The 11,979-nt window shown below is 62.9% G+C and carries 11 protein-coding genes; 2 read left to right on the plus strand and 9 right to left on the minus strand.

Annotation, left to right across the window (positions count from 1 at the left end):
* Nucleotides 1-142: 142 nt before the first annotated feature.
* From AB3X86_RS21150 to AB3X86_RS21170, 5 genes are all read right to left on the minus strand, one after another.
* On the minus strand, nt 143-1,855 hold the full coding sequence (locus AB3X86_RS21150) for a GspE/PulE family protein (protein WP_368597535.1): 1,713 nt from the start codon (nt 1,853-1,855) through the stop codon (nt 143-145).
* 19 nt (nt 1,856-1,874) lie between these two features.
* Entirely contained in the window at nt 1,875-3,074 is a 1,200-nt protein-coding gene (locus AB3X86_RS21155) for a type II secretion system F family protein (protein WP_368597489.1), read from the minus strand.
* Nucleotides 3,075-3,100: 26 nt separating this feature from the next.
* Complete coding sequence (gene gspG, locus AB3X86_RS21160; RefSeq protein WP_176378121.1) at nt 3,101-3,550, minus strand: type II secretion system major pseudopilin GspG; 450 nt, start codon at nt 3,548-3,550, stop codon at nt 3,101-3,103.
* Between the two features lie 169 nt (nt 3,551-3,719).
* The gene (locus tag AB3X86_RS21165) at nt 3,720-4,409 is read right to left on the minus strand and encodes a response regulator (RefSeq protein WP_368597490.1); all 690 of its coding nucleotides are present in this window, start codon (nt 4,407-4,409) and stop codon (nt 3,720-3,722) included.
* Between the two features lie 28 nt (nt 4,410-4,437).
* Entirely contained in the window at nt 4,438-5,160 is a 723-nt protein-coding gene (locus AB3X86_RS21170) for an SCO family protein (RefSeq protein ID WP_368597491.1), read from the minus strand.
* Nucleotides 5,161-5,445: 285 nt separating this feature from the next.
* On the opposite strand from AB3X86_RS21170, the gene AB3X86_RS21175 reads away from it, so the two are divergent.
* On the plus strand, nt 5,446-6,597 hold the full coding sequence (locus AB3X86_RS21175; protein ID WP_368597492.1) for a histidine kinase: 1,152 nt from the start codon (nt 5,446-5,448) through the stop codon (nt 6,595-6,597).
* 33 nt (nt 6,598-6,630) lie between these two features.
* On the opposite strand, the gene AB3X86_RS21180 is transcribed toward AB3X86_RS21175, so the two are convergent.
* Nucleotides 6,631-7,419, minus strand: coding sequence for a response regulator (locus tag AB3X86_RS21180; RefSeq protein ID WP_368597493.1), 789 nt, complete (start codon nt 7,417-7,419; stop codon nt 6,631-6,633).
* Nucleotides 7,420-8,069: 650 nt separating this feature from the next.
* Here AB3X86_RS21180 and AB3X86_RS21185 point away from each other — a divergent pair.
* A complete protein-coding gene (locus AB3X86_RS21185) occupies nt 8,070-8,615 on the plus strand; it encodes a lytic transglycosylase domain-containing protein (RefSeq protein WP_368597494.1) in 546 nt (181 codons plus the stop codon).
* Nucleotides 8,616-8,654: 39 nt separating this feature from the next.
* Here the strand turns inward: AB3X86_RS21185 and AB3X86_RS21190 are convergent, their stop codons facing one another.
* From AB3X86_RS21190 to AB3X86_RS21200, 3 genes are read right to left on the minus strand one after another with little or no spacing between them, the layout of a single operon-like run.
* Nucleotides 8,655-10,289, minus strand: coding sequence for a cytochrome c (locus AB3X86_RS21190; RefSeq protein WP_368597495.1), 1,635 nt, complete (start codon nt 10,287-10,289; stop codon nt 8,655-8,657).
* A gap of 2 nt (nt 10,290-10,291) precedes the next feature.
* On the minus strand, nt 10,292-11,134 hold the full coding sequence (locus tag AB3X86_RS21195) for a hypothetical protein (protein ID WP_368597496.1): 843 nt from the start codon (nt 11,132-11,134) through the stop codon (nt 10,292-10,294).
* A 26-nt stretch (nt 11,135-11,160) separates the two neighbouring features.
* A complete protein-coding gene (locus AB3X86_RS21200; protein WP_176367250.1) occupies nt 11,161-11,943 on the minus strand; it encodes an outer membrane lipoprotein-sorting protein in 783 nt (260 codons plus the stop codon).
* Between the last annotated feature and the right edge of the window lie 36 nt (nt 11,944-11,979).

Below are 11,979 nucleotides of genomic sequence, written 5' to 3' on the forward strand. Positions count from 1 at the left end.
TCTTTCGGTGAAGCACTGCTCGTCGGGAATGGCAACGCTCGTGGGTTCCGCAAGCGCTGCGGCATGACGGCGCGCAACCCTCCAGCGCGGCGCCGTCGCCGCCATGACCAGTTCGCGTGTACCGACGCCGATGGCGAGCGGACTATTCAACCATGGTGACACGGTTGATCTCCTCGAGTGTGGTTTCGCCCTGCTTCACGAGCGAGAGCGCGGCCGTGCGCATGGTCTGCATCCCATAGCGCAGTGCGGCTGCCTTGATGTGCCCAAGTGGCGCGCGCTCCGATAACAATTGCCGCAACTCGTCGTTCATGCGCAGCGTTTCCGCGACCGCGCGGCGCCCGCGATAGCCGCTGCCACGGCAAGCCGCGCAGCCAGCGCCGTGGCGAAAGCGGTAGCTGCCCACGTTGTCCGGATCGATGCCGGAACGGGCCAATGTGTCTCGATCGACCGTGTCGTCCACCACGCAGTCGGCACAGCACTGGCGCAACAGCCGCTGCGCGATCACGCCATTCAGGGCCGACACGAAGCTGTACGGATCGACGTCCATGTTCGTGAAGCGGCCTATCACGTCGAACACGTTGTTCGCGTGCACCGTCGTGAACACCTGGTGTCCGGTCAACGCCGCCTGCACGGCGATTTGCGCGGTTTCGGGATCGCGGATTTCACCGACCATGATCTTGTCCGGATCGTGGCGCAGGATCGATCGCAATCCGCGGGCGAACGTCAGTCCCTTCGCTTCATTCACCGGTATCTGCAGGATGTCCCCCAGTTGATATTCGACTGGGTCCTCGATCGTGACGATCTTTTCCAGGCCGTCGTTGATCTCGGTGAGAATCGCGTACAACGTCGTCGTTTTGCCGCTGCCCGTCGGCCCCGTCACCAGCAGCATTCCGTAGGGCATGGACGCCACCGAGCGCATGAAGCGCGTATCGTCGCTACGAAATCCCAGTGTTTCGAGCGTTAATCCGCCCGGCGCCTGCGAAAGCTGATAACGGTCGAGAATGCGCAGGACCGCATCTTCGCCGAACTGGTTCGGCATGATCGACACGCGAAAGTCGATTTCGCGGCCCGCGTACACCGCCTTGAAGCGACCGTCCTGCGGCACGCGGCGCTCCGCGATGTCGAGTTCGGAAATGACCTTCACGCGCGACAGCACCTGGTCCGCGACATCGCGCCCTTCGGCACGGCCGACCACGGTCAGCACGCCATCCACCCGGCACTTGATCTTCAGCCCGTTCGCGCGGCATTCGAGATGGATGTCGCTCGCCATCATCTTCAACGCGTCGTAGATGGTGGAGTTGAGCAGACGCACCACCGCGCTGTCGTCGCTGCTGATGCCCTGCAACGTCAGCGCGAGCGAAGCGGGATCGGCGGTGTGCTGCACCTCATCGTCGAGGGCGAGCGAATCCATCGCGCGCACGTCTTTTTCGCGCATGGCGAGCCACGCGGTGAGGTCACCGACGCTCGCCAGCGCCCAGCTATACCGCGAAGTGGGCCGCGCACGCATCCGGTGCTCCATCACGCCGCGCGTGCGGGCGTCGAGCGGATCGGCGATCACGAACAGCAGCGCGCCGTTCTGATCCGGCTCGCGAAAGCACACGCATAGCCGGGTGGTGGCTTCGACGAACGGCAGTACCTCGAAATCCGCTTCCAGCCGGTTCAATTCCTGCATGCCGATCGACTTCATGCGGAACTGCCCGGCGAGCCGAACCACCATTTCGTCGGCGCTTAGCGACGCCTGCACCATCAACTCTTCCAGTGCGCGAATGCCCGAGCCGTGCCTGTCGCTGAGCGCGCGCAGCGCGTCACGCAATTCAACGCCCTGAGATTGCGGTGCCTCGCTGATCGTATCCATGCGTTCCCCTCGACACGGCCTACTGGATGCTCGACGCAATTTCAAAGATCGGCATGTACATCAACACGACAATCCCTCCGATCACCACGCCGATGAAAATCATCATCGCCGGCTCGATCAGTCGCGAAATCAGATCGATCGTGCGCGACACTTGCGCTTCCTGGAATGCGGCGATTCTGTCGAGAACAGGACCCAGGCCACCGGTCTTCTCAGCGACAGTCAGCAAGCGATAGGTAATCGCGTTGGCGAGACCCGCTTGCTGGAACGCGTCGGAGATCCTCGCGCCATTGCGTACCTGCTGCATCGCACTTTCCACGGCCGTCTGATCGGCCCGGCTCACCAGTCCACTGGCGAGTGTGAAGGCACGCGTGGCGGGAATGCCGCCTTCGACCAGCATCGCTGTAGTGCGAAAAAACTGCGACTGGCGAAACACGCGGAAGTGCAGACCAATACCCGGCAATGCGAGCAGGCGATCCGCGATCCAGTTGCGCGCCGCGGCCCGGCGCAGCGCGACGCCGACCGTCACCGCCACCACGGAGAGGCCCACAGTGATGGCCATTCCGTGGGCATGCACCATGCCGCCCCAAGCCATCAGCAACTGTGAGAGCAGCGGCAGCTCGCGTCCGCTATGCTCGAGCAGGGTCGCAAAGCGCGGCACGACGAAACCCAGCAGAAACAGCACGACGGCCGCGCCTACGAGCAGTAGCACGGATGGATAGATCGCGGCCGACACCACGCGGCCGCGCAGTTCGTGAAGCAGCGCACTGTTGCGTGAATAGCGCGTCAGACTGTCGGCAAGACCGCCGGTCTGTTCACTCGCTTTCACGCACGCCACGAGGATAGGGGGAAACACGCGGCTGGCATGTTCGAGCGCCGCGGACAGCGAGTGCCCTTCTTCGAGCTGCCGCAGCAGATCTCCATAGACCTCCGCCGACGCCTCGCGGCGCTCATTGCCGCGTAGCGTGCGCAATGCGTCGATCACGCCGACGCCGGCATCGAGCAAGGCCGCGAGTTCGCGCGCGAACAGCTCGACGTTGAATTTCGCGCCCGGCATCGCGCTCCAGCCAGACCGGCGCTGACCTCGCGCTTGCGCGCGTACCGACACCACCCGCAATCCCCTTGCGCGCGCGAGCGCTATCGCGGCTGCGGACGAATCGCAGTCGACGCGAAGCGTCTGCACTGAACCACTGGTATCGAAGCCGCGCAGCAGGTACTTCACGTCGATTCTCCTCGCTGAGAGCCGCACTACCAGGACGTGACGTTCGTGTTCTCACCGGTGCCGCCCACCTTGCCGTCCTTACCGAGCGAGTACAGGTCGTAGTCGCCATGCTCGCCGGGCGAGCGGTAATGGTAGGGGCGACCCCACGGATCCGGCGGCACCGCTTTCTGCAGATACGGGCCACTCCAGTTCGTTGCGTCCTGAGGTTTGGTCATCAGCGCCTGAAGGCCTTCCTCGGTCGTCGGATAGACGCCCATGTCGAGCCTGTATTGATCGAGCGCCTTGCTCAACGAGTCGATCTGGGCCCGCGCGATCTTGGTGTTCGACTTGCCGACCTGTTCGAAATAGCGCGGCGCGACCAGCCCGGCGAGCAAGCCGATGATGACCATGACCACGAGCAGTTCGAGCAGCGTGAAACCGCCGTTGCGCCGACGTGCATCGCCAATGCGTGGAGGGAGCGTCACGCTGCTGCGCATGGCGGCCCTGATCGGGAAAGATTCGTTGCGCACGGTGCCCCCTTTCTGTCGACCCACCGGCCCGATAACACCGGAGCCGTTTTGCTCATTCTTGTTCAGGTGGACACCGGCAAGAAGTAGGGAGACCAGACCAAAGGGATGGGTAAAGACCCTCCAGTTCCCGCGTCGTTCACAGGAAGCGATCGAGCGCGCGTGCCGGTTTCGACAACGGCAGCACACCCATGTCGAGCGCGATCAGCACGAGGCCGGTGACGTTCGTCACGTCGAGCTTGCGCATCAGGCTCGCGCGGTGCTTTTCGATGGTCTTCGGGCTGAGTTGCAGATACTCGCCGACCTGCCGATTGGTGCAGCCTTCCGCGACAAGCCTCAGCACCGCGCGTTCGCGAGCGGTCAAGGTGTGCCATAGCTGCGCATGGCGCGAAACGCCTGGCAGCGGATCGCACGCGACGCCGTTCCCGGCATGCTGTTCGAACGCGGGGTTGCGTTTGCCCTCCATCACGAGGCGCATTTCGCCGACGAGTTCTTCGAACGAGGCGTCCTTGATCACGTAGCCATCGGCGCCCGCCGCGAACGCCTCCTGCACGTGCTCGTCGCTGCTGTGGATCGTCAGCGCGATGATCCGCACCTGCGGTATCCGATACTTGATCACGGCAATGGCCTCGATGCCGCTCATGCCAGGCATCGAGAGATCCATCAGGATCAGATCGGGCCGGATGGCCCAGGCGAGACTGCACGCGTTGATACCGTCGGTCGCCTCGCCCGCGACGGTGTAGTCAGGCAGGGAGGACACCATCGTACGGAGACCGCCGCGCAACAGATGCTGATCCTCGGCGATCAGTACGTGATAAGTCGTCGCCACTTTGCTCGCTCCTGGCGGCCCTCCATGACTAGTTCGAGGCGACGACGTCGTGGTAAGCACTCAGCAGTTCGGCCGGGGTTGCGAGACCGTCCAGACGCAGCCACGGCTTGCCGGGTGCCGCGCGGAAAAAGACCACGGCGGTGTGATTCATCTTGTCGCCACGATAGACGTTGAATGCGCGTTGAGCCGCGATACTAGCCTCGACGGTGCCGGTGTAGTGCTGCCACTCGGGGCCGGCATCGAAGCGGGCGGCGTAGGCCTTCAGGCGGGCTGTCGTGTCCTCTTCGGGATCGATCGAGATCGACACGAGATGAACCTTGTCACGGTCGGCGCCGAGTCTCGCTTGCAATTCCTCGAAGGTTTGACTGACCATTGGGCATATCGTCGTGCAACTCGTGTAGATGAACGTCAGGATGACCGGACGGCCGTCGTTCAGTTCGTCGGGGAGCGAAACAGCTTTGCCGTCGTCGCGAACCAGCGTCACCGCGGGCAGTGTGTATTGCACAGTCGAGCGCACCGTGCCCGTGGTCATGTCATGTTGGTGATGCATGTGCATCGCGGTGTCGTGGACCATCTCATGGGCCATCTTCCCGGCAGGCGCCGGCTGCATGTCCGTCGCCTGATGATGTTGCACCTCGATCGCGGCGCCATCGGCGACGTCTTCGGCAGTCGCGGCCACGGCGCCGACGCCTGTCAGCCCTGCGCCGGTCAGCACGAGCGCGCCGATCATCCATGTGCGGTTCGTCTTCATCGCGGTCTCCTGAGACAATGGAATGGCAATGGCGCGATGCAAGAAGCACAGCGACGCGCCCGGCCGTTCAATTCAGTCTCATGAAATCGCCCGCGCACGTCATTGGATAAAGTCCCCCAAAGCGCGGTAGGGTACGTCTACCAGCGGTAACATCCACCCCGCATAAAGCGGAGTGTCCCCCGCGTGACGTGCGTAGTTGTCCCGTTGGCAGAGCGACGTGCGCGGACCTACAATTTCATAACCAATGCTTAATGTTTCCTTAAGCAAACTCGCTGGGGAGATCCCATGCAGGCACCTCCGCCCGCTGCACGGCAACTGAGGTTGCGCGACGTTGTCGATGCGATGCGCAAGCTTGGGATCGCGGCGCGACTCGACGAAACGCGACTGGACAACGTCACTGACGCGCGCGGCGCCGCGCTTGCGATCCTGTCGGCGCATGGCGAGTTCCTGTCGGTGAACCGCAGCGCCGCAGCGTTGCTCGGATACGCGAACGGCGAACTCGTCGGCCGCTCGCTGCTGGACATGGCGCCCGAGGGCGAACGCGCATCGCTCGCCGCCCAGCTATCGGTCGATCCCGCTCACGACTTTGCTCCGATCACCACGATGCTGACCTTGCGCAATGGCCGTCCCACCTTGCTGTTACTGCACCGCCAACCGATCGCGTCCGACGAGGCGCAGCAGAAACCGCCCGATGGGCAAGCCGCGCAACTGATGCTCTTCGAGGAACCCCTTGCAGCCGATGCCTCGCTGGCGCCTGGCGTCCATCTCCCCAAAGCGGCGGCCCGTGATCGGCTGAAGTATCTGATGATCGGTCAGCAACGCGAGCGTCAACGCCTCGCCGCCGAACTGCACGACGGTCTTGGCCAGGCGCTCACGCTGATCAAGCTGATGGTCGAGGACTCGCGCATGCGCCTGCGTCGCGGACAAGCCGAAGACGCCGCGCAAAAGCTCGACGCCACCGTCCTGCAAGTGCGCGAGGCGATCGGCGAGATGCGACAGATTTGCGGCGAACTTCGTCCGCTAGCACTCGACCGGCTGGGCCTCGCCGTCGCGTTGAACACGCTGTGCCGGCGCGTCGAGCGCAGTGCCGAAGGCCTGGCGGTGAACTTCCGCTGCGACGTCGACGACCGCGATGTGCCCGACTACCTGAAGGCGGACATTTTCCGCCTCGCTCAGGAAGCGCTCAATAACATCGTCAAGCATGCAGCGGCAACCGAGATCCGGCTCACCCTGCAACGGATCGACACCGGTCTGCTGCTCACCGTTCAGGACAACGGCACCGGCTACGATACGCGCCCCCTGTCACCTGAGGACATTGGTTCGATGGGCCTCGGCCTCGCCGGCATGCAACACCGTGTCGAATCGCAGGGTGGCTTTCTCTCGATCCACTCTTCCGACGCCATCGGCACACTCGTATCGGCGAGTTGGACGCTTTGACGGACACCGCCGGCTCGCCCACGCGCGCTGCCCTCATCCGGCTGCTGGTCCACTGAGCCTCGACGCTGGCAGTTCCTCGACATCGCCGGGTGCCGCTGGCGGCTCCGGATGCGCAACCGGCGACTGGACTGGCTTGTCGGAATCGCGTTCCGCGCATTTGGTCGCGAGCGAAGTCAACAGCCCCATGCTGATCGCGACCAGCACGAGTTCCGTCAGATTCTCGATGGCGAGCTTGTGCATCACGCTCGCCCGATACTTCTCGATCGTCTTCGGGCTGAGGTTTAGATACTCTCCGACCTGCCGGTTGGTACGCCCTTCAGCAATCAGCTTCAGCACACTGCGCTCGCGCGCCGTGAGAATGTCCCACGCGTTCTTCGGCGCCACTGCTTCGCGGCCGGTAATGAAAGAGTCGACCATGTAGCCGTACACATCGGCGCTCAGATGCTTTTTTCCCTGCATCACCGCGCGCATCGCAACAATCAGTTCGTCGAACGAAACATCTTTCAGCACATAACCGTCGACGCCCGCACGCAGCGCTTCACGCACGTACTCTTCGTTTTGATGCACGGTGAGCGCCAGGATACGCACGTGAGGCGAGCGGCGCTTGATCGCCGCGCTCGCGTCGATGCCGTTCATGCCGCGCATCGACAGATCCATCAGGATCAGATCAGGATTGAGCGTCATGGCGAACTGACAGGCTTGCTTGCCGTCCGTCGCCTCTCCGACAACAGGGAATTCGCCTTGTGCTGACAGCATCGAGCACAATCCTTTTCGCAGCAGATCATGATCCTCGCTGACCAGGACGCGATATTTGGTATTCACGATCCCCAACTCCTCGTTAGAGCATGGACGGTTGATTTATCAACCGTAAGCGCCTGTGGCAGGACGATTTTCTTCTTTCAAATATTTCTTTCTGATTCCTTGGACATTTCTTTCCGGTAAATTAACCTATCCTTACTTTGACTTAACATTTTTTTGACCACATCCGATTGCCTGCGCGGCCTTGCTGTGCAAGGTTCGCGCCATCTGGCTCAGGACCTTTTCCAGAGTCGGGAAGCACCTCGGAACTTTTAGTTTGAGTAACTAAGTTGGCGAAAAACGTTTCAAAATAGATACGTTTGACCAAAAAACTGATTTTGGTAATAACAGGAATAAAGCGGGTCTTTCCTGTGTTTCGCGGATGCGAGGCAGTACAAACTATGCCATCCGTCCGTAGCGGAACCATTTTCCTTCCCTGAAGCGAATGACGAACAGTAAACAAGCCTGACGGATCTCACGATTCGTTACAGATGTAACATTTCTGCAATTCAGAAAATACCCTACTCGACGCACCTCCAAAAGTAGGAGGGTGCCCCATTGCTCAGGTCCTTTTGCGCGACTCACAATGACGACGCGGAGGGATGTCGAACATGCGCAAGCGCTCTTCTTTGCTGACGGCGAGTACGCTTCGGGCGGTCATGATGACCCTCGGCATGACATCAACTGGGCTCGCGCATGCGGACATCTTTGGCGCGGTCGACAGCCAAGGTGCGATCGTCCTGACCAATACACCGGGCACGGCGGGACTGCGCGTGATCGTCGCGGGAGACCCGCCGCCCGAGCGAAGTGCGAAACGTACAAACGGCACATTCAGCGCCGTGATCGAAGAAGCAAGCCGCACCTTTCGCGTGGCGCCCGAACTGCTGCGCGCGGTGATCGACGTCGAGTCACGCTACAACCCGAATGCCGTATCGGACAAAGGTGCCCTGGGTCTCATGCAGTTGATGCCCGACACCGCGCGGCGCTTTTCGGGCGGCGACATGTTCAATCCGCGCGACAACGTGCTGGCAGGTGCGCGCTATCTACGCTTCCTGCTCGATCTCTTCCAGGACGACATGGAACTTGCGCTGGCCGCGTACAACGCGGGCGAGAACGCCGTGATTCGGGCCGGCTATCGCATCCCTTCGATCCCCGAGACGCGTCAGTACGTGCCGCGCGTGCTGGACCGCTACCGGCGTCTGCTGACGGTCAGCGGCTGATGCGCGCCGGCGGCGCTGTCATGCCGCCCTGCCCGGCTGCTACGGCACGATCCACGCGCTATCGGCAACGACACGCGTGTTCTCGGGTTGCGCAAAGCGAACGAGATAACCGCCCTTCGAGGCAAAGCGCTGACCCGGCGCGAGCGTCAGGCGCGGATAGTAGCCCGTCAGAATCCGATGGTCGAGCATGTCATCGACGCGTTCTACCAGGTAGTCTCTGACGAACGCATCGACCATGTGACTGAGGGTCTCGGCGAGCAGCCCGCACGCGAGATAGGTATCCGCCTGAACGCGCTCGTCGACGACCTGAATATGCCTGATTGCGAACCAGCCGAACGCGTAATCGACACGCACGCGCCGTCCCTCGGGCAGGTCGACCGGATAGGCGATACGCGCGGCGTCGCGCCACCTCTGCGGCAAGGGTATGCGGTCCAGGCCACCCATCAGTCCCGACACAAAGACCTGAGTCGAAGCGGGCGGCTTGCCTGCGACCGCCGCGATATCAGGTGGCCGCAGCCACAGCACCAGCGCATCTGTTCCACGCGCACCGCGAAGCGCTTCGGCAAGGCTATCGCCCGGCGCGAGCCTGTGGCTCGATACGCTCACGCCGTGGTCCTTCAGTGCGCTCGCGAGCGCAAGCGCCGCTGCCTCGCCGCTATCGCCCGCGCGATACAGCTGGCGTACGGTCTTCACCATGCCAGCCGGTGAGCCGCTATTCGCGTCGAGAATACGCTTCGCGATCAGCCCGGCCTCGAGCAGAACGCCCTTCGAGAAATACATCGAGTAAAAGTCCTGGTCGGTCTCGACTGGCACGTCGACGTTGGGAAAGAGGCACGGCACCGCTTCCTGCTCGCAGAAGTCGTGAACGGGCGCCCAGTTCTTGCCGCCGATTCCCGACAACACCGCAAATACGGGTTGCTGCGTCAGATACGTTTTCAACTGCTCGTGCCAGGTCTCGGGTGGGCCGTGCAGTTCCCACACATGCAACTCCCAGCGCCGGTTGACCATGAACATCATCTTGCGCGAGGTGCGCAGTGGCGGCGTTGCGCCGAGCGGCGAAGCGTTCTTGTCGGCGAAATAGTGTTCCAGCACGTCGAGCATGCCGCGCCGTTTCACCGGATCCGCGTCCGGTGTGATGATCGTCGCGAAGTGCAGCACGGTATCCGTGACGCCCGGCGCGCGGCGCCGGTCGAGCCGCTTCAGATAGCCGATCAACGCGGCCATGTCCGCGTCGTTCAGCGCGAACTGCGGCATCAGATTGCTGAGTGGCTTGCCCTCGGAGTCGACGCCTTCGCGGATCGCACGGGCGATCGTCGCGTCCGTGTACGGCTCGCGATTGGCCCGCATGCCGTCGACGTAGGGTATCTCCAGCTCTTCGGGATTCTGAACCCGCGGGTGGAACAGATACTGCCCGCTGATCGGTGGAATGGTGCTGTTGCCTTCGCGCGCGCCGAGCCCGCTGCGCCGGTGGCAATTCATGCATGCGACGGCGGCGCCTTGCATGCGCACGCCGCCATCGTGGGTCGCTTGAACCGCTTCCCCGGAGCCGGCAATACCGCGCTGGTAGATCGACTCGCCGGCATCGATGGGAGGCGCGCCGCGCGCTTGTTGCACGCCGGCCAGCAGCAGCGCGGCAAGCGCGGCCGCTACCCCAAAGAATCCGGCGCGGCGCATGACTAAGGAACCGGCCGGACCGGCGAGCCGCTCGCCGGCGACGTATCGGCGCCGATCGTGACGGAAGCGTGCCGCCCCTGCCAAACAGGTTTGGCGAACGTCAATCTGTCGAGGGGCGGATTGAGCGTGACCTTGTCGATCACCAGCCGGTCTTTCCTATCCGTCCCGACCGGGCCGCTTTCGATGACGAACGGAATCCGCACGCCATCCACGTCCCTGAAGTCGCGATACATCACCTCGACGATCGCGGGCTGGCCCGAAGGACCGCGCGCCTCGCGGTCGGACTTCACATCGAGGAAATTCTGCGCGTCGACCCACACGTGGCGCGTCGCACCGGAGGGCAAGCGCAGCGACAGACGATAGGTATCGCGTCCTTCGACCTTGTCGGTGCCTTCGAGTGCGACGTCGATGCCCTTCGCGGCGTGATCGAGCAACGGGCCGTCGATGACCTGCGCGTCGCGCGCGAACTTCACTTCATCGCTCGTATAGGGGCGCACATCCGGACCGCCGCTTCCCGACGGGCGCACTTTCCAGCCTTCCTTGCCGTCGAATACGTGCCCGATCATCTGATTGGCCGCCGTGACCTCGAAGCGAGTAAGGTCGGGACGTTTCAACGTGAGCATGAACGGCAGATTCGACGTGGGCGCATTCGGACTGTCCACGTGCCCGACCCACTCCATCGACATGACCTTGCGCCAGGCATCCGCGCCGCCACGAGCCTCGGCGTTCCTCGCGACGATTTCCTCCGTGCCAAGGCGGTCGTCCGACCTCGCGGCCGGCATTTGCGCCAGCACGAACGCGGCGGCGATCGCCACAAGCACCCACCACCAGGCAATCCGTTTCATGACCTTCTCCAGGTGTGCTGCCGTCGCTAGCGAGCCGGCACCTTGACCATGGCGAGTTGCGGCTTGGCGAACAGCGAATCGTCGGCGGCTTGATTCACCGTCACGTGCTGAATCGTCATCTGATGGGTCTGCTTCACGCCCGCGACCATTGTCTCGAGCGTATGCGGCACGACCAGGCCGTTTTCCGCGTGGTAATCGCGGAAGTAGACGGCGACGTTGTGCATGCGCCCATCGAGCTTGCGCGGGTCGCCATCCATTTTCAGCTCGAGAAAGTTCGTCGCGTCGATCCACACATGACGCTCGGTGTGATCTTTCGTCGTCAGCAAGAGCCTGTAGGCGCGGTGGCCCTCCACGGTATCCATGCCCTGCACCGCGACCTGGCTGCCCTTGCTCGCGTAGTCGATCAGCGGACCGTCGAGATCGGCGGTGTTCGCGGCCGATTTCGCCTCGGCAGACGTATAAGGCTCGGCGTCATTGCGTCCGAGGAAAGGCCGGACTTTCCAGCCTTGCGAACCGTCGTAGACCTGATACGCGGTCTGATTGTCGAATCGAAGTTCAAAGCGGCTCTTGTGCGGCCGCTTCATCGTCATCGTGAACGGCAGCTTGACTGGTTTGGTGCCGCCCACGTCGATCTGTCCTGTCATCGTTATCGTGTTGACGGCGTGCCACGCCTTCAGACCGCCGCGCGCAGCGACGTTGCGCTCCACGATCTGCGCCGCGCTCAGGTCGGCCGCCGACGCCGCGGCCGGCATCAGGGCCGCGGCCAGCAAGGCCGCCATCGGCACCGTCATCGAAAACAACCGTTTCATGGCTCACCCCTCCCTTTGTTCGCGGATCGCTGGCGC

It is taken from the genome of Paraburkholderia sp. BR14374 (assembly GCF_040948685.1).
Classification (GTDB): domain Bacteria; phylum Pseudomonadota; class Gammaproteobacteria; order Burkholderiales; family Burkholderiaceae; genus Paraburkholderia; species Paraburkholderia youngii.

Coding starts and splice junctions, on each gene's coding strand:
- AB3X86_RS21150 (WP_368597535.1), bottom strand. CDS start 1,855: ATGGATACGATCAGCGAGGCACCGCAATCTCAGGGCGTTGAATTGCGT.
- gspG (WP_176378121.1), bottom strand. CDS start 3,550: ATGCGCAGCAGCGTGACGCTCCCTCCACGCATTGGCGATGCACGTCGG.
- AB3X86_RS21170 (WP_368597491.1), bottom strand. CDS start 5,160: ATGAAGACGAACCGCACATGGATGATCGGCGCGCTCGTGCTGACCGGC.
- AB3X86_RS21175 (WP_368597492.1), top strand. CDS start 5,446: ATGCAGGCACCTCCGCCCGCTGCACGGCAACTGAGGTTGCGCGACGTT.
- AB3X86_RS21185 (WP_368597494.1), top strand. CDS start 8,070: ATGACATCAACTGGGCTCGCGCATGCGGACATCTTTGGCGCGGTCGAC.
- AB3X86_RS21190 (WP_368597495.1), bottom strand. CDS start 10,289: ATGCGCCGCGCCGGATTCTTTGGGGTAGCGGCCGCGCTTGCCGCGCTG.
- AB3X86_RS21195 (WP_368597496.1), bottom strand. CDS start 11,134: ATGAAACGGATTGCCTGGTGGTGGGTGCTTGTGGCGATCGCCGCCGCG.
- AB3X86_RS21200 (WP_176367250.1), bottom strand. CDS start 11,943: ATGAAACGGTTGTTTTCGATGACGGTGCCGATGGCGGCCTTGCTGGCC.